At 71.0% G+C, this 20,761-nt stretch carries 20 protein-coding genes; 2 read left to right on the top strand and 18 right to left on the bottom strand.

Annotation, left to right across the window (positions count from 1 at the left end):
• Nucleotides 1-134: 134 nt before the first annotated feature.
• The 3 genes from ACFY0T_RS11995 to ACFY0T_RS11985 all read right to left on the bottom strand — a co-directional run bounded on the left by ACFY0T_RS11995 (nt 135) and on the right by ACFY0T_RS11985 (nt 3,348).
• Nucleotides 135-1,400, bottom strand: a complete 1,266-nt coding sequence (locus ACFY0T_RS11995) for an RNA polymerase sigma factor (protein ID WP_388867784.1) — start codon at nt 1,398-1,400, stop codon at nt 135-137.
• 44 nt (nt 1,401-1,444) lie between these two features.
• On the bottom strand, nt 1,445-1,801 hold the full coding sequence (locus ACFY0T_RS11990; RefSeq protein ID WP_388867781.1) for a YciI family protein: 357 nt from the start codon (nt 1,799-1,801) through the stop codon (nt 1,445-1,447).
• 65 nt (nt 1,802-1,866) lie between these two features.
• Nucleotides 1,867-3,348 carry an MFS transporter gene (locus ACFY0T_RS11985; RefSeq protein WP_388867778.1) on the bottom strand — a complete coding sequence of 494 codons (1,482 nt, stop codon included), beginning with the start codon at nt 3,346-3,348 and terminating at the stop codon, nt 1,867-1,869.
• Nucleotides 3,349-3,392: 44 nt separating this feature from the next.
• Between ACFY0T_RS11985 and ACFY0T_RS11980 the strand changes: the two genes are divergently transcribed.
• The gene (locus tag ACFY0T_RS11980; protein ID WP_388867775.1) at nt 3,393-4,103 is read left to right on the top strand and encodes a TetR/AcrR family transcriptional regulator; all 711 of its coding nucleotides are present in this window, start codon (nt 3,393-3,395) and stop codon (nt 4,101-4,103) included.
• A gap of 428 nt (nt 4,104-4,531) precedes the next feature.
• Here the strand turns inward: ACFY0T_RS11980 and ACFY0T_RS11975 are convergent, their stop codons facing one another.
• The 12 genes from ACFY0T_RS11975 to tsaB all read right to left on the bottom strand — a co-directional run bounded on the left by ACFY0T_RS11975 (nt 4,532) and on the right by tsaB (nt 17,935).
• A complete protein-coding gene (locus ACFY0T_RS11975) occupies nt 4,532-5,599 on the bottom strand; it encodes an LCP family protein (protein WP_388867773.1) in 1,068 nt (355 codons plus the stop codon).
• A gap of 112 nt (nt 5,600-5,711) precedes the next feature.
• The gene (locus ACFY0T_RS11970) at nt 5,712-7,076 is read right to left on the bottom strand and encodes an endo-1,4-beta-xylanase (RefSeq protein ID WP_388867770.1); all 1,365 of its coding nucleotides are present in this window, start codon (nt 7,074-7,076) and stop codon (nt 5,712-5,714) included.
• 120 nt (nt 7,077-7,196) lie between these two features.
• Nucleotides 7,197-8,249 carry a LacI family DNA-binding transcriptional regulator gene (locus tag ACFY0T_RS11965; protein ID WP_388868281.1) on the bottom strand — a complete coding sequence of 351 codons (1,053 nt, stop codon included), beginning with the start codon at nt 8,247-8,249 and terminating at the stop codon, nt 7,197-7,199.
• A 195-nt stretch (nt 8,250-8,444) separates the two neighbouring features.
• Nucleotides 8,445-10,703: a glycoside hydrolase family 3 N-terminal domain-containing protein gene (locus tag ACFY0T_RS11960; protein WP_388867767.1), complete on the bottom strand. Its 2,259-nt coding sequence runs from the start codon at nt 10,701-10,703 to the stop codon at nt 8,445-8,447.
• Between the two features lie 43 nt (nt 10,704-10,746).
• Nucleotides 10,747-11,637 (bottom strand): carbohydrate ABC transporter permease, encoded by an 891-nt coding sequence (locus ACFY0T_RS11955; protein WP_388867764.1) that lies wholly within the window; start codon nt 11,635-11,637, stop codon nt 10,747-10,749.
• A complete protein-coding gene (locus ACFY0T_RS11950) occupies nt 11,634-12,665 on the bottom strand; it encodes a carbohydrate ABC transporter permease (protein ID WP_388867762.1) in 1,032 nt (343 codons plus the stop codon). Before ACFY0T_RS11950 ends, ACFY0T_RS11955 begins: the two co-directional genes overlap by 4 nt.
• Nucleotides 12,666-12,673: 8 nt before the next feature.
• Nucleotides 12,674-13,981 carry an extracellular solute-binding protein gene (locus tag ACFY0T_RS11945; protein ID WP_388867759.1) on the bottom strand — a complete coding sequence of 436 codons (1,308 nt, stop codon included), beginning with the start codon at nt 13,979-13,981 and terminating at the stop codon, nt 12,674-12,676.
• 197 nt (nt 13,982-14,178) lie between these two features.
• Nucleotides 14,179-15,228: a LacI family DNA-binding transcriptional regulator gene (locus ACFY0T_RS11940; protein WP_388867756.1), complete on the bottom strand. Its 1,050-nt coding sequence runs from the start codon at nt 15,226-15,228 to the stop codon at nt 14,179-14,181.
• A 188-nt stretch (nt 15,229-15,416) separates the two neighbouring features.
• Nucleotides 15,417-15,668 (bottom strand): hypothetical protein, encoded by a 252-nt coding sequence (locus ACFY0T_RS11935; protein WP_388867753.1) that lies wholly within the window; start codon nt 15,666-15,668, stop codon nt 15,417-15,419.
• Complete coding sequence (gene tsaD, locus ACFY0T_RS11930; protein WP_388867750.1) at nt 15,665-16,762, bottom strand: tRNA (adenosine(37)-N6)-threonylcarbamoyltransferase complex transferase subunit TsaD; 1,098 nt, start codon at nt 16,760-16,762, stop codon at nt 15,665-15,667. Before tsaD ends, ACFY0T_RS11935 begins: the two co-directional genes overlap by 4 nt.
• Nucleotides 16,755-17,270, bottom strand: coding sequence for a ribosomal protein S18-alanine N-acetyltransferase (gene rimI / locus ACFY0T_RS11925; RefSeq protein ID WP_388868278.1), 516 nt, complete (start codon nt 17,268-17,270; stop codon nt 16,755-16,757). The genes tsaD and rimI overlap by 8 nt, the downstream gene beginning before the upstream one ends.
• A gap of 17 nt (nt 17,271-17,287) precedes the next feature.
• Complete coding sequence (tsaB, locus tag ACFY0T_RS11920; RefSeq protein WP_388867747.1) at nt 17,288-17,935, bottom strand: tRNA (adenosine(37)-N6)-threonylcarbamoyltransferase complex dimerization subunit type 1 TsaB; 648 nt, start codon at nt 17,933-17,935, stop codon at nt 17,288-17,290.
• A 110-nt stretch (nt 17,936-18,045) separates the two neighbouring features.
• Here tsaB and ACFY0T_RS11915 point away from each other — a divergent pair, with 110 nt between their 5' ends.
• Complete coding sequence (locus ACFY0T_RS11915; RefSeq protein WP_388867744.1) at nt 18,046-18,600, top strand: hypothetical protein; 555 nt, start codon at nt 18,046-18,048, stop codon at nt 18,598-18,600.
• A gap of 3 nt (nt 18,601-18,603) precedes the next feature.
• Here the strand turns inward: ACFY0T_RS11915 and ACFY0T_RS11910 are convergent, their stop codons facing one another.
• The 3 genes from ACFY0T_RS11910 to ACFY0T_RS11900 all read right to left on the bottom strand — a co-directional run bounded on the left by ACFY0T_RS11910 (nt 18,604) and on the right by ACFY0T_RS11900 (nt 20,714).
• Entirely contained in the window at nt 18,604-18,777 is a 174-nt protein-coding gene (locus ACFY0T_RS11910) for a hypothetical protein (RefSeq protein ID WP_388867741.1), read from the bottom strand.
• Between the two features lie 202 nt (nt 18,778-18,979).
• A complete protein-coding gene (tsaE, locus tag ACFY0T_RS11905) occupies nt 18,980-19,513 on the bottom strand; it encodes a tRNA (adenosine(37)-N6)-threonylcarbamoyltransferase complex ATPase subunit type 1 TsaE (protein WP_388867738.1) in 534 nt (177 codons plus the stop codon).
• The gene (locus ACFY0T_RS11900; protein WP_388867735.1) at nt 19,479-20,714 is read right to left on the bottom strand and encodes an alpha/beta fold hydrolase; all 1,236 of its coding nucleotides are present in this window, start codon (nt 20,712-20,714) and stop codon (nt 19,479-19,481) included. The genes tsaE and ACFY0T_RS11900 overlap by 35 nt, the downstream gene beginning before the upstream one ends.
• Nucleotides 20,715-20,761: the final 47 nt, after the last annotated feature.

Below are 20,761 nucleotides of genomic sequence, written 5' to 3'. Positions count from 1 at the left end.
TGAAGCACCTCCTCCTTCCAGTGTGGGTGTGGGCGCCGCTATGGCACAAGCGACACCGGCGACGCTACGAAAGAACAGCCCCCGGCATGCCGTAAGCGTCGTCGATCATCCGAACGAGTGATCGCGCCCCGCTCTCAGCCGCACTCCCGGGCCCGGGTGAGCAGCATCGCGCGTTCGCGCTCGTTGCGGGCCAGGGACGCCGCACGTTCGAACTCCGCCCGCGCCTCCGCCGTACGCCCGAGCCTCGCCAGCAGATCCCCGCGCACGCTGGGGAGCAAGTGGTAGTCGCGCAGGGCGGGTTCGGCGACGAGGCCGTCGACGATGGTGAGCGCGGGTTCCGGGCCCTCCGCCATCGACACGGCGACGGCACGGTTCAGCTCGATGACGGGGGAAGGAGCTCGGGCCGCCAGCAGGCCGTACAGGGTGGCGATCTGGCCCCAGTCCGTGTCCTCGTACGCGTACGCCTGCGCGTGGCACGCGGCGATCGCGGCCTGGAGGGCGTACGGGCCGGGGCCGCCAGTGGCGACGGCGTTGGCGCGGCCGAGTGCGGCGAAGCCCCGGCGGATCAGCAGGCGGTTCCAGCGGCGGCGGTTCTGGTCCTTGAGGAGAACCGGTTCGCCGGACGGCCCGGTGCGGGCGGCGGCGCGGGAGGCCTGGAGTTCCAACAGGGCGACCAGGCCGTGCACTTCGGGCTCCTTGGGCATCAACTCGGCCAGCACGCGGGCGAGTCGGAGCGCGTCCTCGCACAGGGCTGGGCGCAGCAGGTCGTCGCCCGCGGTAGCCGCGTACCCCTCGTTGAAAATCAGGTAGATGACTTCGAGAACCGACCCGAGCCGGGCTTCGCGCTCCGGGCCGTACGGGACCTCGAAGGCGACCCCCTTCTTCGCCAGGGTCCGCTTGGCGCGCACGATGCGCTGGGCGATCGTCGCCTCCGGGGCGAGGAAGGCGCGGGCGATCTCGGGGGTGGTCAGGCCGCCGAGGAGGCGGAGGGTGAGCGCGATGCGGGCCTCGGCGGACAGGACGGGGTGGCAGGCGGTGAAGACGAGCCGCAGCAGGTCGTCGTCGATGTCGTCCGGGTCGGCGGGTTCGTCGACGTGATGCGGGGCGGTCACCGACAGGTCCCGCCCCACCTCCTCCAGCTTCTGCGCATACCGTTCCCGACGGCGTACGAGGTCGATCGCGCGGTGCTTGGCCGTGGCCGTCAGCCAGGCGCCCGGATTGTCCGGCACACCGTCCCGCGGCCACTGCTCAAGCGCCGCGACCAGCGCGTCCTGCGCGAGTTCCTCGGCGATGCCGACGTCCCGGACGATCCGGGCGACGCTCGCGATGACGCGAGGCGACTCGATCCGGAAGACGGTCTCGATGGCACCCGCTGGGTCGACGGTGGGCTGTTCAGTCACAACCCACCATGCAACACCCTCCGCGGCCTCGGGCCAAGGAACGCTCAGCCCTCGGCGATCTCCCGCACCTCACAGGTCACCGTCCAGTGCTCCTCGTGCACCTTCAGGAACCGCTTGGTCCACTCCAGAGCCTCGGCCATGTCCTTGCACTGCATCAGCGCGTAGCCGCCGACGACCTCCTTGGACTCGGTGAAGGGCCCGTCGGTCACGGACAGCTGGCCGCCCTCCCAGTGCACCCGCTTCCCCTGGGCGGACGGCGTCAGCCCGGCCGTGTCGAGCATGACCCCCGCCTTGGTGATCTCCTCCAGCAGCTCTCCCATCCGCTGCATCAGCTCGGGGCTGGGGCCCTCGGCGGGCGCGGTGCTCTCGTCGATCTGGACCAGCGACAGGTAGCGCGGCATGGTGACTCCTCGTATCTCGTGTGTCGTATCTGGCGTGTCCCGGAGGCGGGGCTTCTCCCTGCCTCTCACCCTTGCGTCGAACGGGCGACGCCTGTTTCGACACCGCCTCCGGAATTCTTCGAAGTTTTTTCCGCGAGAGTCGTTTCCGCAGGTCGGGGCGGTGGACCGGACAGCACGGCAGCCGCGAGAGCCGCCGCGGTCAGCAGGCCGGCGGCCACCCAGAAGGCCGCCGAGAAGCCGTGGACCAGCCCCGCCGGCCCGGCTGCCCCCGTCGCACTCGCCGCGACCGTGACCACGACACCGAGGCCGACGGCCCCGCCCACCTGCCGCGAGCTGTTGAGCAGCCCGGACGCCATCCCGGTCTCCTGCGGCGCCACGCCCGTCGTGGCCGAGGTGCCCAGCGGTACGAAGCACATGCCGACGCCGACGCTCGCCACCGCCGAGGGTCCGAGCACCGAGAGCCAGAAGCCGCCGTCGACCGCCACGGCGAGCGCGAACCACGCGAACCCGGCCGCGCCCAGCAGCCCGCCCGCCACCAGCAGCGCCCGCGCGCCGACCCGGCCGATGATGCGCGTGGCGAGCGCCGAGCCGACGACGATGCCCACGCAGAACGGCAGGAACGCGCATCCGGTGGCCGTGGACCCGTATCCGAGGACCTGTTGCATATAGAGCGAGGCGAAGTAGAAGGCGGCGAACTGGCCCGCCGACATCAGCAGCGCGAAGAGGTTCGCGGCGAGGACGGGTCCACGGGCCAGAATGCCGAGCCGCAGCAGCGGTCGCCGCACCCGCGACTCCGTCACCACGAAGGCGCCGAGGAGCAGCGCGGCCACGGTGAGTACGGCGAGGGTCTGCCCGGCCGTCCAGCCGTACGCCTGGGTGCGGACGAGTCCGAGGACGAGAGCCGTCGTTCCGGCCGTGCCGAGCAGCGCGCCTGCGAGGTCGAGGCGCTCCCCCGTCCCGGTACGCCGGTCGGCGGAGACGGCGTGCCGGGCGATCGCGAGGGCGGCGATCACCACCGGCACATTGATGAGCATCACCGCGCGCCAGCTCACCCAGTCGGTGAGCAGTCCGCCCGCGAGCATCCCGACCGCGCCGCCGACCGCACCGGAGGCGCCCCACAGGCCGAGCGCCCGCGAACGGGCCGCGCCCTCCGGGTAGTTGACGGTGATCAGGGCAAGCGCGACGGGGGCGAGACCGGCCGCGCCCACGCCCTGCACGGCGCGTGCGGCGATCAACTCACCCGGCGCTTGGGCGAGTCCGCCCGCGAGGCTCGCGGCGCCGAAGACCGCGAAGCCGCCCATGAGCACCTGCCGCCGGCCGATCACGTCGGCGAGCCGCCCGCCGAGCATCAGCAGGCCGCCGAAGGCGAGCGCGTAGGCGTTGACGACCCAGGTCAGCGATTCGCCGCCGAAGCCGAGGCCGCTGCCGATGTCGGGCAGCGCGACGTTCACGACGGACATGTCGAGCGAGACGAGGAACTGGACGGTGAGAAGCACCGGCAGTAACCAGGCACTCCAACGGGCTTGCTGTATCTGCGAGTTCACCATGCGAGGCAGATTACTATACGCGTACAGAAACTCCGCGGGGCGGCATGCGGCACGACGCGCGAGAGAATGCGCCCGTGGCAGGAAAAGGGAGTGCGGAGGGCCGTGCAGAGGGCCGTAAGCCGGTGGGGCGTCCGCGGCGCATCGAGGCGCGGCAGATCGTGGACGCGGCCCGGCGGATCATCCAGGAGGAGGGCGTCGACGCCGTCTCCATGCGCCGGGTCGCCAAGGAGGTCGGGACGACGCCGATGGCGCTCTACCACCACGTGCGCGACAAGGACGAGCTGCTGATGCTCACCCTGTCCGGCATGGCGGCCACCGTCCCGCGCCCCGCCCTGCCCGACGACCCGCGCGAGCGCGTCCTCGCCACCGCCGTCCACATGCACGCGGTGCTGCGCGGCATGCCCTGGGTGGTCGAGGTGCTGGGCCTCGGCGACCTCACGGACAAGGGCGCGCTGTGGATGGTCGAGGAGATCATCGCCTCCGCCGTCGCCTGCGGGCTCACCCCCGACGAGGCGGTGCGCGCCTACCGCACCATCTGGTACTGCGTCTACGGCGACCTGGTCTTCCGCCGTGCCGTCGACCGCCGTACGGCGGAACCGGACCGCAAGCGGTACTTCCCCGCTCTGCTGAGCGACGAGGACGCGGCCGAACTCCCCCACCTGACCGCGCTCGCGGACCGGTGGGAGCAGCTGACCGAGGCGTACGACGTACGGGAGCAACTGGCCGCGGTGGTGACCGGGTTGCTCTCCGCCTGACCGCGGCGGTCGTGACCGGGTTGCTCCCCGCCTGACCGCGGCGGTCGCAGGCGGGTTGCTCTCCGCCTGAAAGCGGCGGTCGCGGCCGGATTGCTCCCCACCCGGCGCCGCCTCGATGCCGGGTGCGGTATCGGCCGCTTCGCGCGGCGGCCGCCGCGCGCTACTTCACCTCGAACCCGAACTGCGCCTTCGTGCAGGGCGCCCCGATCGTCTTCCCGCCGAAGGAGAGCGCCGCGTCCGGGACGATCCCGGTCGGGCGGCCGCGGAGTTCCCAGGCCACGCCGTTGCCGTCGTTCTCGTTCGGGGCACCGGCGGCCAGGCCGGCGTAGCCGTCGCCGTGTTCGCACCCCGGAGTTGAGGGGCGAGGTGAGCGGCGGGACCGACTCCACCGTCGCTCGCCTCCGCGCCGCCGAGCCCGCCGTCGCCGCTCACTTCAGCGACGCCCACAGCTCAGTCGCCTCCGGCTCGTCCGCCACCACCCGGTTGGGGTCCGAGGGAGCCGTCACCACCGGCATCGTCACCGTCTTGACCTCGTCGGACGACAGGCCCTTGAGGCTCTGGCCGAGCTTCATCAGCTCGCCGAGCGAGTCGAGACCGGTGTCGGTCGTGAGGCTGCCGGTGACCGCGTCCGCGACCTGGTAGAGCTCGGTGGGACTGGTGAGCAGATCGGTCGACGCGATCTGCTTCAACAGCGCCTTCACCAGCTTCTGTTGGAGGCCTATGCGGCCCAGGTCGCTGCCGTCGCCGATGCCGTGGCGGGTGCGGGCGAGGGCGAGGGCCTGCTTGCCGGTGAGGTGGTGCTCGCCGGCCTCGAGGTGCAGATGGCTCTTGTCGTCGTCGATGTCCTCGTCGGTGGTCACCGTCACGCCGCCCAGCGCGTTCACCAGCTTCGCGAAGCCCGAGAAGTCGATCTCGATGTAGTGGTCCATGCGCACGTTCGTCAGGGACTCGACCGTCTTCACCGCGCAGACCGGACCGCCGATCGAGTACGCGCTGTTGAACATCGCGTTGTACGCCACCGAGGTCGTCCCTCCCGACGAGGTCGGGCACGACGGGCGGGTCACCAGGGTGTCCCGGGGAATGCTCACCACAATCGCCGTCGTACGGCCCTCGTCGATGTGGACGACCATCGCCGTGTCCGAGCGGGCGCCGGAGCTGCTGCCGCCGCCGAGCGTCGCGTTCTCGGTGCCGCTGCGCGAGTCGGAGCCGAGGACCAGGATGTTCAGGGCGCCGCTCGGCAGTGGGGTCGCGGAGGCCGACGCGGACACCGACGGCGTCGACACCACCTTCGCCGGACGGTCGTCGCCCAGCGCGCTGTTGATGTCGACGCTCTTGATGTTCTGGTTCAGATGCCAGTACGCCCAGCCCGCCCCCGCGGCGGAGAGCACGAGGACGCCGGCGAGCGCGATGCCGGCGGCCTTCAGCAGGACTCGCCGCCGGCCACCGCGTCTCGCGGCGTCCTCGCGCTCATCCCCGTACTCGTCTGCGGCAGTCACGCGGAGGAACGTAAGTCCGAATTATTACGAGCAGGAACCTCTTCTCGGGTTTCCTTCGGAAAATCTCACCTTTCTCAGGCGGACTTCAGCGTTCCACGTTCCACCAGGGGTTTCATCCCAGTGTCACGGTCGGCACCGGGTTGCTCCCGCTCCATGACGCGTTGAAGCCGAAGGTCACCGAGCCGCCGCTCGGGACCGTCCCGTTGTACGACGCGTTCGTGCACGTCACCGCCGCGCCGGACTGCGTACAGGTCGCGTTCCATGCCTGCGTGATCTGCTGGCCCGCGCCGTACGTCCAGTTCACCTTCCACGACGACAGCGCCGCCCCCGAACAGGCGATCCTCACCTGGCCCGTGAAGCCCGTGTTCCATTGGTTCGTGACGCTGTACGTCGCCGTGCAGGCGCCCGTGGGCGGAGGCGTCGTCGTCGTCCCGCCCAGCGCGGTCGCGATCGCGTAGTACGCCGGTTTCGGCGCGTAGTTCTCGTCGTACGGTGTCGCCGCGCCGTACCCCGAGAAGACGTCCGGGATCCAGGAGTCGGAGTCGGTGAACCCCCAGACGGTGACACCGGCGCACCGGGTGACCGCGATGCACGCGCCGAGCACGGCCTTGTAGTCGGCGGCCTGCTGCGTCAACTTGGTGCTGTCGGAGGGGAGTTGCATACGAATGTCCAGCTCGGTGATCGAGACGTCGACGCCGAGGTCGGCGAAGCGCTGGATGTTCTGCTGGAATGTGGACGGGACCTGGCCGAGGATGAGGTGGGCCTGGAGGCCGACGCCGTCGATCGGGACGCCGCGGTCCTTCAGCGACTTGACCAGGTTGTACAGGGCGGTGCTCTTCGCGCCCACCCCCTCGACGTTGTAGTCGTTGATGTAGAGCTTGGCGCTCGGGTCGGCCGCGTGGGCCCAGGTCAGGGCCTGGGCGATGTAGTCGGCGCCGAGGCCGTTGTACCAGAGGGTCGAGCGGTAGGTGCCGTCCTCGTTGAAGGGCTCGTTCACCACATCCCAGGCGGCCAACTTGCCCTTGTAGCGGGTGACTTCGGTGGTGATGTGGTCCTGGAGCAGGCCGCTCAGCTCGGCGGACGTCCAGGTGCCGTTCGTCAGCCAGCTCGGGTTCTGGCTGTGCCAGACCAGCGTGTGGCCGCGCACCTGCTGGTTGTGGGCCTGCGCGAAGGCGACGATCTGGTCGGCCTCGGCCCAGTTGAAACTTCCCCGGGTGGGCTCGACGGAGCCCCACTTCATGGCATTGCCCGGGGTCAGCGAGTTGAACTGGGCTCCGGCGATGTCGCCGTATGTGCCCGTGAGCTTGGAGCCGGTGACGGCGGTGCCGATGACCTTGCCCTTGGCGGTGGCGAGGTCGCGGAGGGGGGTGTCGGCGGCGTGGGCCGTCGTACCGGCCGCGAGGAGCGCGCCCATTGCCGCGGCGCCCGTGAACAGGGCGGTCAAGCGCGAACGTAACGAGGTTCTGGAGGTTCTCATTGCGGGTGCCTCCGAAAGTTTCGGTCGTGCAACCGATTGACTTCGGAGGAGTGTGGAGCGGGACACCTCACCCGTCAATACGTCAACTTCGAGCCAACAGGGACCCCCGCACCCCACGGCTCACGCCGCGGGTGCCCCCGTACTGCTCCGCACCACCAGAGTCGTCGCCAACTCCACTCGGGTTGCCGCCGACGCCCCCTCCGCGCGCCCCAGTTCGAGCACCAGCTTCGCCGCCGCCTCCGCCATCTCGGTCAGCGGCTGCCGTACGGTCGTCAGCGGCGGCCCGACCCAGCGCGCCACCGGCAGATCGTCGAACCCGACCACGCTCAGGTCCTCCGGAATGCGCAGCCCCAGCTCGCGCGCGGCCTCGTACAGGCCGAGGGCCTGCAGGTCGTTGCCCGCGAAGACGGCGGTGGGCCGGTCGGGCAGGCGCAGCAGCTCCAGCCCCGCGCGATACCCGCTGTCGTGGTGGAAGTTCCCCGGTCGGATCAGCGCCGGGTCGACCGGCAGCCCCGCCGTCTCCAGCGCGGCGCGATAGCCGTCGACCCGGGCGCGGCTGCACATCATCCGCGACGGCCCGCTGATCGCGCCGATCCGGGTGTGGCCCAGCTCGACGAGATGGCGCGTCGCGGCCAGCCCGCCATGCCAGTTGGTGGCGCCGATGGACGGCACGTCGTCGCCCGGGTCGCCGGCCGGGTCCATCACCACGAACGGGATGGACCTGCTGGTCAGCACCGCCCGTCCGGGCTCGTCGAGACCGGACAGCACGAGGATCACACCGTACGGACGGCGCGCCGCGACCTGGTCCGCCCAGGTGCGGCCGGGGGTCAGCCGGCCCGCGCTCTCGGAGAGGACCACGCTCAGCCCCTCGTCCCGGGCGACGTTCTCGACGCCCCGGATGACCTCCATCGCCCAGGCGCTCTCCAGCTCGTGGAAGACCAGGTCGATGAGGGGCGAACGGGTCGCCTCGGCCCTGCGCCGCCGGTAGCCGTACGCGCGCAGCAGCTCCTCGACACGGGTGCGGGTCGCCGGGGCCACGTCGGCGCGGCCGTTGAGCACCTTCGAAACAGTCGGAGCCGATACGCCGGCCTCGCGGGCGATCTCGGCGAGGGTCGCGGTCTGCGTCGACCGCGCGGTCGAGCGCGACGCCGTGCGTGTTCCCTGTGTTCCCATGGGTTTTGACGGCTTCGCGGGATTCATGGGCGCGATCGTAGCCCTGCGTCTGCGCGCGTCGAACCCCCTTTGACGCCACATTCCTTTCAGAAGATTCGTCGTGCGGCTCGAAACATTCGGGCCGCTCCCGGCCCCGGGGTGGGGACTTCCCTGCCCCCTGGAGCAGCCTCGCTCTCGCCGGGGGCAGGGTCCGTCTCACTTCAACCGCACCTCGCACCGCATCCGCCGCTCCCGCCCCACCACCCGCTCCGCTCCGGTCAGCGTCACCGGCACCGCGTACCGGATGTCGCCCTCGGCGCTGGACACCGCCAACCGCAGCTCCAGCTCCCCCGGTTCGACGATCCGGTCGCCGTCCGGGCCGGTGTACGCGGCCAAGTCCGCCGGGAACGTGAAGTGAACCTCCGTCGACGCCCCCGGCTCCAGCGGCACCCGTGCGTAGCCGACCAGTCGGGCCACAGGGCGCGCCACCTTGCCCACCGGGTCGTGGAGATAGAGCTGCACGACCTCGGTACCGGCCCGCTCCCCCGTATTGCGGACGGTCAGCCGCAGTGTCGTCTCGCCGTCCGTCGGGAACGCGCTGTCGTCGACAGACGGCGGCTGCCAGGCGTACGACGTGTAGGACATTCCGTGCCCGAACGGGAACAGCGGCGTCGGGTCGAGGGTGCTCGCCTCATGGCGCCGCCCGAGGGGCGGGGCGAGGTACGTCCACGGCTGCCCGGCGGGATCGCGCGGCACGCTCACCGGGAGGCGCCCCGACGGGTTGACGCGGCCCGACAGGACCCCGGCCACCGCGGGGCCGCCCTCCTGGCCTGGGAAGAACGCCTGCAGTACCGCCGCGCACCGGTCCGCCCAGCGCCCGAGCGCGTACGGGCGGCCGGAGAGCAGCACCAGCACCACCGGTGTCCCGGAGGCCAGCGCCCTGTCCACCAACTCGCCCTGATCTTCGGGCAGTTCCAGGTCGGCCGCGTCGCAGCCCTCGCCCGACGTACCGCGCCCGAACAGTCCCGAGCGATCGCCGACCGCGACCACACACACGTCGCCCGCCGCCGGGTCGGCCGTGAAGTCCACGTCCGGCAGCTCCGTGCGCAGCGCTTCGAGCAGCGTCGGTACCGCGACCCCCGTCGGGACCTCGGGGTAGTCCAGCAGGACATGGCGGGGGAAGGTGTAGCAGCCGAGCATGGCCGCCGGGTCGTCGGCGAGGGGGCCGAGAACGGCGATCCGGCGCACATCGGGCGCGAGCGGCAGCGCGTCCCCGGTGTTGGCCAGCAGCACGACGGATTCCTCGGCCAACTGGCGTGCCAGCGCCTGCATATGGGGCGGGTTGAGGTCGACAGGGGCGACCGCGGAGCCGGCGGCAGTCGCGGCGGACGCGGTCGCGGGCGATGCCCAGTCCGGGTCCAACAGGCCGAGTTCGCACTTCTGGGTGAGGACCCGCAGGGCGGCCCGGTTCACGAGTTCCTCGTCGAGGGGGCCGGCACCGTAGCAGCGCACCGCGGGGAGTTCGACGTCCACTCCCGCCGCGAGGGCGAGCGCGGCCGCTCCCGACGGGGAGTCGGTGAGTCCGTGCGCCGACTCCAGCAAGAACACGCCGAAGTAGTCGGCGACGACCGTTCCGGTGAACTCCCATTCCTCTCGCAGGAGTTGGGTGAGGAGAGGGTGGTGCGCATGGGCGGGCAGACCGTCGAGGTCGTTGTAGGCGGCCATCACCGAGCGTGCGCCGCCCTCCCGGACGGCCATCTCGAACGGCGGCAGGATGACGTCCGCCAGTTCGCGCGGGCCGATCGACGCGGGCGCGTGGTTGCGGGCGCCGCGCGAGGCCGAGTACCCGGCGAAGTGCTTGAGCGTGGCGACGACGCCCGCCGACTCCAGCCCCTGGACGTAGGCGGTGCCGACGGTCGCCACGAGGTAGGGGTCCTCGCCGATCGACTCCTCCGTACGGCCCCAGCGCGCGTCCCGTACGACGTCGAGGACGGGGGCCAGACCCTGATGGATGCCGACGGAGCGCATGGTGGCGCCGATCGAGGACGCCATCTCCTTCACCAGGGCGGGGTCGAAGCTCGCGCCCCAGGCGAGCGGGGTCGGGAAGATCGTCGCCTGCCAGGCGGTGAAGCCGGTGAGGCACTCCTCGTGCGCGAGGGCAGGCAGCCCGAAGCGGTTCGCGGAGCGTACGCGTTCCTGGAGGGAGGCGAGCCGGGCCGCGCCCTCCGACGGATCGACCGGCGCGGTGCCGAAGGGGCGGGTCAACTGGCCCAGTCCGTGCGGGAGTAGCTCCGTCAGGTCGATCTCCTCGGACAGGGCGTGCTGGAGCGGCGCCATGTCCCCGCCCGGGGTCTCGTTCGAGCCGGGCCAGACGCTGTAGAGCTGGGCGATCTTCTCCTGGGTTGTCATACGGGCGAGCAGGTCGGCGGCGCGGACGGCGGCGGGCAGAGCGGGGTCCTGCCAGGGGTGGGTCATGTAACTCCTCACGTGGAGAGGGGGATCGGTCCCCGGAGATCGGTCAGCCCTTGGTCGCGCCGAGCGTGATGCCGCCGATCAGCTGCCGCTCGGCGACCGCGTAGAAGGCGAGGGCGGGCACCATGGCGAGCACCAGGTAGGCGAAGATGCGGGCCACGTCGGAGGCGTACTGGCCCTGGAACTGCTGGATGCCGACCGGGATCGTCCACCAGGTGGGTTCGCTGAAGACGAGCAGCGGCAGCAGGAACTGGTTCCAGCTGCTCACGATCGCGAGGACGGAGACCGTGCCCAGCGCGGGCCGGGCCAGCGGCAGCAGGATGCGCCAGAAGAACCCGAAGCGGGTGCAGCCGTCGAGGGTCGCCGCCTCCTCCAACTCCCCCGGGATCTCCCGGAAGAAGCCGCGCAGGATGATGATCGTCACCGGCAGTCCGAAGGCCGCCTCGGGCAGGATCACACCCCACGGGTTGTCCAGCAGCCCGAAGGTGCGCAGCAGGATGAACAGCGGCAGGATCGCCACCGCGAACGGGAACATCAGCCCCATCGTGAACAGGGTGAACATCAACTCCCGCCCACGGAAGGCGAACCGGGCGAGCGCGAACGCCGCCAGGGCGGCCGTCGCCACCGTCAGCGCGGTGGCGCCCACCGCGATGACCGTGCTGCTGCCGATGGACCGCCAGAACGAGCCCGAGCCGAGCAGCGAGGTGTAGTTCGAGGTCACCCACGGCGAGGGCAGCCCGAACGGGTTGGAGGAGAGCTGGTCGGTGGACTTGAAGCCGGAGATCAGGGCGTAGAGCAGCGGGGTGACCATGAAGACGCCGACCGCCCAGAGGGTCACGTACACGGGGAGGCTGCGCAGCCGTCGGCGCCGCAGCCTGCTCTTCCGCAGCTCCGCCGCGGCGCCCTCCCGCGTCTCCGTCTCCGTCGTGGCGCTCATCGTTTTCCTCGCATGGTGGTGATGGCTCCTTCGGTGTCCCGGCGCAGCACGAAGCGCTGGTAGGCGAGGGCGAAGACCAGGCTGATCAGGAACATCACGACGCTGAGGGCGCTGGCGTAGCCCATCTGATAGCGCTTGAAGCCGTACTGGACCATGCTGATCGCCATGGTCTCGGAGGCGTGGTCAGGGCCGCCGGTGGTGATGACCCAGACCAGGTCGAAGAGCTGGATGGAGTAGACAACGGAGAGGAACGCGCTGATTCGGAGGGTCGGCGCGAGCAGCGGCAGCGTGATGTGCCAGAAGCGCTGCCAGGTGCCGGCGCCGTCGATGCGCGCCGCCTCCTGCAGTTCGGCCGGGATGCCCTGCAGGCCCGCCAGGTAGAGCATCATGTGGAAGCCGAAGTACTTCCAGGTCATGACGATGAAGAGGGTCGGCAGGACGCTGTGCTCACCGGCGAACCAGTCGCCGCCCAGCCCGCCGAGCCCGACCTTGTCGAGGACCTTGTCGGCGAGCCCCTCCCCCGGCGCGAAGATCATGCTGAACAGCACGCCGGTGATGACCTCGGACAGGATGTACGGGGCGAAGAACAGCATCCGGTACACGGCCCGGCCGCGCAGCTTCTGGTTGAGCAGCACGGCCATGGCGAGCGCGAACGGCAGCTGCACGAGGATGGAGAAGCCGATGAGCAGCGCGCCGCGCCCCAAGTCCCCCAGGAACACCGGGTCCTTGAAGAGCCGCGTGTAGTTGTCGAGGCCGACGCTGTCCGAAGGCGAGCCGAATCCGCCCCAGTTGAAGAAGCTGACGTAGATCGCGTAGCCCATCGGCACCAGCACGAGCATGCCGAACAGGACGAGGGCGGGGACCGTGAACACGACGGCCGACAGCCAGTCGCGCACCCGGCGCAGCGGCGACCTGCGGCGCCCCGGGCCGGGGGCGGCGAAGTCCTGGTCGTCATACTTGCCGACCTCGGGCACATACGGCGCCGAGCCCGCCGAAGAGGTCGCGGAGGTCGAAGTCGAGTGGGTCATCGGCGGCGCTAGCTCTTCTCGCTCTTGGCGACCTGGGTGACCGAACGCGTCACCTGCTCGGGCGACTTGGAGCCCGCGATGAGCGCGGCGACGCTGTCGTTGATCTCCTGGCCGACGGCGGGGGCGTACGCCTGGTCGAGGTAGAGCTGGAAGCCGGTGGCCTTGGTCAGCATCTCGGAGACGGCGGTGAGGTTGGGGTCGGTGAGCGCGCTGGCCGTGTCCTTGGACACGGGTATCAGGCCGGTCTCCTTGATGAGTTTCTCCGCGAACTCCTTCTCCGCGAAGAACTTCAGGAAGTCCAGCGCCTCCTGCGGCGCACCCTTGCGCAGCGCGTGGCCGCCGCCTCCGCCGAACACCTCGGTGAGCGCGCCCTTTCCGCCCTCGACCGCGGGGAAGGAGAAGAAGCCGAGGTCCTTGCCGATGCCCTTGCCGGAGTCGGCCTCGACGATCGGCGCCCACTGACCCATCAGCTCCATGGCCGCCTTGCCGTTGCCCATCAGGGCCGCCTCACCGTTGGGGTCGGAGTAGGCCCCGCCGAGGAACCCCTTCTGGAAGGGCTGGAGCGCGACGAGGTCCTTGAGGTGCTGGCCGGCCTTGACGAAGTCGTCGCCGGTGAAGTCGGCGTCGTCGGAGGCCTTCTGCATCGCGTCGAGACCGGCGACGCGCATCGAGAGGTACGCCCAGTAGTACATGCCGGGCCACTTCTCCTTGCCGGCCAGGGCGATGGGCGTGATGCCCGCCTTCTTGAGGGCCCTGATGGCGTCGAGGTAGCCGGACCAGGTGGTGGGCGGTGCGGTGATGCCGGCCTTCTTGAAGAGCGCCTTGTTGTACCAGAAGCCGACCGCGCCGATGTCGAAGGGGACGGCGTACAGCTTGTCGTCGAACTTGTAGGCCGCCATCGAGGCGGGTACGTAGTTGCCGGTCCACGAGGCGACCCGGTCCGTCAGGTCCTCGACCAGTCCCGCGTCGAGCTGCTGCTTGAGGACGCCGCCGCCCCAGGTGTGGAAGATGTCCGGCAGCTTGCCCGAGGCGATCTGCGCGGTCATCTTCGACTTGTACGCCTCGTTCTCCAGCGTCACGATCTTGATCTTCACGTCGGGGTGCGCGGCCTCGAACTCCTTGGCGCGCTGGGCCCACAGCTTCTTCGCGGGCTGGGTGGTGGTGATGTTCCACCACTCGATCGTGGTCTTGCCCGAGCTGTTTCCGCTGCCGGAGGAACCACACGCGGTCAGTGTGGCCGCCCCCAGACCGGCCGCCGCGGAAGCCGCCAGGAAACCTCGGCGGGAGAGAGGAGAGGTGTTGCCCAACGCTCGCATCGCGCACCTTCCGGAAGAGTGCCGAAAATTATCGGTCGAGTGCGCACGGAAATTACGGGCGTGGGACGGGTATGTCAACGCTCCTGACAAATATCGGGGGTTCTTCGGCTGCGGGTGGTTCGTGGCCGGCCGCGCCCCGTAAGGGGCGCGGGGAACGGCGCGACCAGCCCCCACCGGCCCGCAGTGAATGAACTGCCTTAATCGGCCCGCAGGGCCGTACTGGCCCTCACCACCAGCTCGGTGGCAAGCTCCACCCGGGGAGAGGCGGGCTCCTCGCCCACGGCGAGCCGCAGCACCGTACGGGTGGCCAGCTTGCCCATGTCGGCAAGCGGCTGCCGCACCGTCGTCAGCGGCGGAGCCGACCACCGCACCTCCGGAAGGTCGTCGAAGCCGACGACACTCATGTCCTCCGGAACCCGCAGGCCACGCCGACGCAGCGCCTCGATCGCGCCGAGTGCCATCTGGTCGCTGGCCGCGAACAGGGCGGTCGGCGGTTCGTCCAGGTCGAGCAGGGTGTTGCAGCCGTCGAAGCCGGACTCGTGGTAGAAGTCGCCGGGCACGATCAGGGCGTCGTCGACCGCGATGTCCGCGCCCTCCAGCGCGGCCCGGTAGCCGTCGAGGCGGGCCCGCGAGCACAGCAGCCGCACCGGCCCGGCGATGAAACCGATCCGGCGGTGGCCGAGGCCCAGCAGATGTTCCGTCGCGGCCATGCCGCCCGCCCAGTTGGTGGCGCCGACGGTGGGCGCGTCCAGGGACGGCGACCCCGCCGGATCGATGACGACGAGCGGCACGCCGAGGCGCCTGAGCTCCTCGTGCAGCCGGGGTTCGAGGACCGAGGTCACCAGGATGACACCGTCGGAGGCCCGGGCGCGCAGATTGGTCATCCACTGCCGGGCCGAGCCCGAGGCGCCATGGATCGCGGAGACCACCGTGCCCACACCGGCGGCGTGCGCGACCTCCTCGACTCCTCGGATGATCTCCACGGCCCAGGGGCTGTCGAGGTCGTTGAAGACCAGGTCGATGAGGGCGGCCCGGTCCCCCGGCGCGGACGATTTGCGCTGGTAGCCGTGGTGCCGCAGCAGGTCCTCGACCCGGGCCCGGGTCTCCGGCGACACGTCGGAGCGGCCGTTGACGACACGCGACACGGTGGGCACCGAGACCCCGGCCTGCCGGGCGATCTCGGTGATCGTCACCTTGTTCTTGATGCTCTCCCGGGCCACTGCGCCCACCTCCGTCGACGTGTCCAAGACTCCCCCAGCGTTCCCCTCGGCACCAGCGAAACTTTGCAGGAGTCTTCCGGAAAACCGAGGTCGACGGGAAGCCCGGCCGGAAATGGACGCGTCAGGAGACCGAGGTGCCAGCCGTCAGGACCCCGCCTCGAACCGCCGTCAGGACACCGAATCGAACCCCGTCAGGACCCCGCCTCGAACCGCCCTCAGGCCACCGACTCGAACCGCCACCGGTGCACCGCCCGGGTCACCAACTCCCCGTCCGGCTCGGGCAGTTCGGGCAGCTCGGCGTCGTACGCCGCATCCCACCAGGTGATGACGAGCACCCGGTCCTGGGGCGCCCGCAAGGTCTCCCGGCGCAGCGGCGAGGCCGCCAGCTCCTGCGCCCGCACCCAGGCGAGCAGCTCCTCGCCCCGCCCGGCGACGGCCCGCGCCTCCCACATCAGCGCGACGGTCACGAGTACAGGTTCTCCTTCGAGACCTCATGCACGTGATCATGCGCATGGGACTGCCCCGGTACGTGCGGGTCCGTCACCGGCAGCGACGAGTCCGCCGACAGGTCCCAGTCGGAGGCGGCCCGGTTCCGCGCCACCATCTCCGCGCCCAGCGCGGCCACCATCGCGCCGTTGTCCGTGCACAGCTTCGGCCGCGGCACCCGCAGCCGGATCCCGGCGGCCTCGCAGCGCTCCTGGGCGAGCGCGCGCAGCCGGGAGTTGGCGGCCACGCCACCGCCGATCATGAGGTGGTCGACGCCCTGGTCGCGACAGGCCCGTACGGCCTTCCTCGTCAGCACGTCCACCACGGCCTCCTGGAAGGACGCGGCCACATCCCGCACCGGCACCTCCTCCCCCGCCGCCCGCTTGGCCTCGATCCAACGGGCCACGGAGGTCTTCAGACCGGAGAAGGAGAAGTCGTACGCCGGGTCGCGCGGCCCGGTGAGCCCGCGCGGGAAGGCAATGGCCTTGGGGTCGCCCTCCGTCGCGTACCGGTCGATGACCGGACCGCCCGGGAAGCCGAGGTTCAGCACGCGTGCGATCTTGTCGAAGGCCTCGCCGGCCGCGTCGTCGATGGTCGCGCCCATGGGACGTACATCGGAGGTGATGTCCGTCGAGAGCAGCAGGGACGAGTGGCCGCCGGAGACGAGCAGGGCCATCGTGGGCTCCGGCAGCGCCCCGTGCTCCAGCTGGTCCACGCAGATGTGGGAGGCGAGGTGGTTGACGCCGTACAGCGGCTTGCCCAGCGCGTACGCGTACGCCTTCGCGGCCGAGACCCCGACGAGCAGCGCGCCGGCGAGCCCGGGCCCGGCGGTGACCGCGATGCCGTCGAGATCGCGGGCGCTCACCCCCGCCTCCTTCAGCGCCCGGTCGATGGTCGGCACCATCGCCTCCAGGTGGGCGCGGGAGGCGACCTCGGGCACGACCCCGCCGAAGCGCGCGTGCTCGTCGACGCTGGAGGCGACCGCGTCCGCGAGCAGGGTGGTGCCGCGGACGATGCCGACGCCGGTCTCGTCGCAGGAGGTCTCGATGCCGAGGACGAGCGGTTCGTCAGCCATTGATCTCGGTTCCTTGTGTTCCTGGTGTTCCTGGTACGGAGGTCGAGCCCGGGGCGGTGCCGCTGTCGGACGCGGTGTGGAGGCGCATCACCAGGGCGTCGACGTTCCCCGGCTGGTAGTAGCCGCGTCGGAAGCCGATGGGCTCGAAGCCGAAGCGCTCGTACAGCTTCTGCGCGCGGACGTTGTCCACGCGGCACTCGAGCATGACCTCGGCGCACTCGAACGCGGTCGCGGCCCGCAGCAGCTCGGTGAGCAGCCGCGCGCCGAGCCCGGTGCCCCACTGGTCACGGGTGACGGCGATGGTCTGTACATCGCCCAGGTCGCCGGAGGCGGCGAGTCCCGCGTACCCGACGAGCCGGTCGCCCTCGACGGCGACGACATACCGTCGGGTCGCCTCCGTCCCGCGGGAATGGGCCAGCTCGGACCAGAACATCCCCCGTGACCAGGCGTCCTCGGGGAAGAGGTCCTTCTCCAGCTCCAGTACGGGATCGATGTCCCACCAGCGCATCTCGCGCAGCTCGGTCGTCACTTGGGGGTGACCACCTTGTAGTTCTTGGGCACCTGGGCGTCCGGGCGGCGCAGATAGAGCGGCCGGGGGGCCTCCAGCTCCTCGCCGGCGGCGAGCTTCTCCGCGGCCAGGGAGGCCAGTGCGGCCGCCGAGACGTGCTCGGGCGCGCGGGCGTCCGGGAAGGTGTCGGGGTAGAGCAGCGCGCCCGCGCCGACGGCGGGCAGGCCGTCGAGGTCCAGGTCGCCGGGCCGGTCCACGGCGGGCTCCGACACGCGCGTACGGCGGTCGGCGTACCGCGCCCAGTAGACCTCCTTGCGCCGGGCGTCCGTCGCGACGACGAAGGGACCCTCGACGTCGGCCGCGTACGCGAGCGCGTCGAGGGTACACAGGCCGTGTACGGGCACGCCGAGCGCGAGCCCGAAGGTGTCGGCGGTCATGAGGCCGACGCGCAGGCCCGTGTACGGACCGGGGCCGACGCCGACGACGATGCCGGTGATGGCGTCGAGTCGCGTATCCGCCTCGGCGAGGACGCGGTCGACGGCGGGCAGCAGCAGTTCCCCGTGCCGACGCGCGTCCACCTGGCTCGACGAGGCGATGACGGACGTGCCGTCGTGCAGGGCGACGGTCACGGCGGGGGTGGCGGTATCCAGAGCGAGCAAGAGCACGCAAACAGCGTACGGCGCCCGAGCCGGACGTACGGCCGCCCAGGTCTCGCGCTTCCCTGCTGCTACCGTCACAGCAAGGACTTGCGCGGTACGAGAGGTGGGCACACAAGGTGGCTAGGAGCAGCTCGGGATTCGTGGCCGGGCTCACCGTGGCGGCGATCGCCGCAGTCAGCTTCCTCGCCTACCAGGCGTCCGCGAACGTGCCGGACACCCTGGGCAAGCCGCACACGAGCGCGTCGCCCAAGGCCTCCGTGTCGAAGACGCCCAGGGACAAGAAGAACCCGGCGGCACTGCCCGCCCAGTCCGGCACCGGTGAGCGGGTCGTCTACTCGACCGACGGCGACCGCGTGTGGCTGGTCGACGCGAGCAACAAGGTCCAGCGCACCTTCAAGGTCACCCCGGGCACGGTCGACCCGGCCGCCGGCACCTACGCGGTCACGTCGCGCAACCGTGCGGTCACCGGATCGGACGGGGTGCAGATCGAGCACGTCGTACGGTTCACGCTGGTCGACGGCGTGGCGATCGGCTTCAGCGCGGCGGTGAACGGCTCGACGGCCGCGCCGGACTCCTCGAAGAAGCTCGGCGGCATCCGCGAGTCCCGCGCGGACGGCAACGCGATGTGGGAGTTCGCGACGATCGGCGTGAAGATCGTCGTCATCCAGTAGCGGTTACGCCGCCTCCTGGCGCCGTACCTCCATGGGCTCCGTCGTGCGCGGCGCGGGCTCGCGCGGTGGCCTCGACACCGCCTCGGCCGCGGCACACGACGCCAGCAGTTCCCGCATCGACACCCCGGCCACCACGCGCGGCTGCGCCGCCGGCACGTCACGTTCTGAAGCCGACATGGACGCCTCCTGGGGCTTCGGGGGCAAGCGTGGTTAGGTAGACCTAACTACGGACTGATGTCCATGTGACCACGGCCGGGACGCCGAACGCAATATCTTGCCGACGTGTTGTCGGAACGTTGGGCAAATATACGAACGGGAGTTCTGCCGAGGGTGGGAAAGCGGCCTGGTCAGGCCGCGAGTACGCGCGGAAACGGCCTGGTCAGGCCGCGAGCACGCTCAGATCCACCGGCGTCCAGCGCTCGCCCAGACCGATGACCGTCACATGCCGTACCTCGTCCGTGGTGTCGCCGACCGCCCGGTGGATGACGACGTGCAGCCGGTCGTCGGCCAGTTCCTCGACCTTGCCCGCGCCCCATTCCACGACGATCACCGAGTCGGGGAGCGAGACGTCGAGGTCGAGGTCCTCCATCTCGTCGAGCCCGCCGCCGAGGCGGTACGCGTCCACGTGGACGAGCGGCGGACCGTCCCCGAGGGAGGGGTGCACACGGGCGATGACGAAGGTCGGGGAGGTGACCGCGCCGCGCACGCCGAGCCCCTCGCCGAGCCCGCGGGTGAGCGTGGTCTTGCCCGCGCCGAGCTCTCCGTTCAGCATCACGAGGTCGCCCGCGCGCAGCAGCTTGGCGAGGCGGCGGCCCAACTCCTGCATCTGTTCGGGGGAGTTGACGGTGATCTGCACGCTGACGCCGTCCTGCGCGGACTCAGCCGGGTTGTGCGGTGCTACTGGTGCTTCCATAGGCACCCACGGTAGCCCCTGCCGGGACGGCTCCCGCGCGCATGAGGAGGTCGGCAAGACGGTCTATGACGACCTCGGGGTGCTCCAGCATGACCAGGTGTCCGGCGTCGGGGACGAGCACCAGCTCGGCGTCCGGCAGCAGGTCGGCGATCGCCTCGCTGTGCTCGCTCGGGGTCACCAGGTCCTTGACCCCGGCGAGCACGAGGACGGGCAGGTCCGCGAAGTGGGTGAGCGCCGCGGTCTTGTCGTGATCGGTGAACGCCGGATAGAACTCGGCGACCACGTCGATCGGCGTGCTCTCGATCATCCGCTCGGCGAACCGCTCGACCGCGGGGTCGACGTCCCGGCCGGCGAACGAGTACCGCTTGATGACGCCGGCGAACAGGTCGGCCGTGGCCCGCCGTCCCCGCTCCACCAGGGCGGCCTGCTGACCGAGCGCCTTCAGCACACCGGGCAGCACGCGCCGCACCGCGTTGACGCCCGCGACGGGCAGCCCGAAGTTGACCTCGCCGAGCCGCCCCGACGACGTACCGACGAGGGCGACGGCGACGACCCGGTCGCGGATCAGCTCGGGGTACTGGTCGGCGAGGGCCATGACGGTCATGCCGCCCATGGAGTGCCCGACCAGCACGATCGGGCCCTCGGGCACGGCCGCGTCGATGACGGCCTTCAGGTCGCTGCCGAGCTGGTCGATGGTGACCGGCGTCCCGTCCTCGGTCTGGGCCGCGCCCCGCCCGGACCGCCCGTGGCTGCGCTGGTCCCAGTGCACGGTGCGCACCACACCGCGCAGCGCGGCGCGCTGGAAGTGCCAGGAGTCCTGGTTGAGGCAGTAGCCGTGGCTGAAGACGACGGTGACGGGGGCCGGGGCCTTGCGGCCGAAGAGCCGGCGGCGGCGCGGGGCGAGCGGGGCCTCCGGCTGGGCATCGTCGACCTCGTAGTACAGCTCGGTGCCGTCATCGGCGTACGCCTTGCCGGGGGTGCCGCGCAGTGAGCCGTACGGGCCCGCCGAGTCGAGGGCGAGGCGGGCCTTCTGGCGCATGCCGCGGCCGACCGTGAGCCGCTCTATGGCCACTCCGGCGGCCGCGCCCGCCGCGACGACGCCTATCGCGGCGCCCACGACACCGGCCTTGCGCCAGTTCCCGGCGGAGGCGGCGGCCGCCGAGGCCGCACTCGTGACGGCCTCCGCGCTTCTCTCGCTCACGTCCCGCTCCTCTTCGTTCTTCGCTCGCCACCGGGTGCTGCTCCGTC

Origin of the sequence: Streptomyces sp. NPDC001530, assembly GCF_042894545.1 — a bacterium.
Classification (GTDB): Bacteria; Actinomycetota; Actinomycetes; order Streptomycetales; family Streptomycetaceae; genus Streptomyces.
The sequence above is the reverse complement of the archived record's forward strand: the minus strand, read 5'-3'. Positions and strand labels throughout refer to the sequence as shown.

Excerpts from the sequence above, each read along its gene's own strand:
- ACFY0T_RS11990 (WP_388867781.1), bottom strand. The coding sequence starts at position 1,801 with ATGCCGCGCTACCTGTCGCTGGTCCAGATCGACGAGAGCACCGCGCCC.
- ACFY0T_RS11985 (WP_388867778.1), bottom strand. The coding sequence starts at position 3,348 with ATGGTGAACTCGCAGATACAGCAAGCCCGTTGGAGTGCCTGGTTACTG.
- ACFY0T_RS11980 (WP_388867775.1), top strand. The coding sequence starts at position 3,393 with ATGCGGCACGACGCGCGAGAGAATGCGCCCGTGGCAGGAAAAGGGAGT.
- ACFY0T_RS11970 (WP_388867770.1), bottom strand. The coding sequence starts at position 7,076 with ATGAGAACCTCCAGAACCTCGTTACGTTCGCGCTTGACCGCCCTGTTC.
- ACFY0T_RS11965 (WP_388868281.1), bottom strand. The coding sequence starts at position 8,249 with ATGGGAACACAGGGAACACGCACGGCGTCGCGCTCGACCGCGCGGTCG.
- ACFY0T_RS11960 (WP_388867767.1), bottom strand. The coding sequence starts at position 10,703 with ATGACCCACCCCTGGCAGGACCCCGCTCTGCCCGCCGCCGTCCGCGCC.
- ACFY0T_RS11955 (WP_388867764.1), bottom strand. The coding sequence starts at position 11,637 with ATGAGCGCCACGACGGAGACGGAGACGCGGGAGGGCGCCGCGGCGGAG.
- ACFY0T_RS11950 (WP_388867762.1), bottom strand. The coding sequence starts at position 12,665 with ATGACCCACTCGACTTCGACCTCCGCGACCTCTTCGGCGGGCTCGGCG.
- ACFY0T_RS11945 (WP_388867759.1), bottom strand. The coding sequence starts at position 13,981 with ATGCGAGCGTTGGGCAACACCTCTCCTCTCTCCCGCCGAGGTTTCCTG.
- tsaD (WP_388867750.1), bottom strand. The coding sequence starts at position 16,762 with ATGGCTGACGAACCGCTCGTCCTCGGCATCGAGACCTCCTGCGACGAG.
- rimI (WP_388868278.1), bottom strand. The coding sequence starts at position 17,270 with ATGCGCTGGTGGGACATCGATCCCGTACTGGAGCTGGAGAAGGACCTC.
- ACFY0T_RS11910 (WP_388867741.1), bottom strand. The coding sequence starts at position 18,777 with ATGTCGGCTTCAGAACGTGACGTGCCGGCGGCGCAGCCGCGCGTGGTG.
- tsaE (WP_388867738.1), bottom strand. The coding sequence starts at position 19,513 with ATGGAAGCACCAGTAGCACCGCACAACCCGGCTGAGTCCGCGCAGGAC.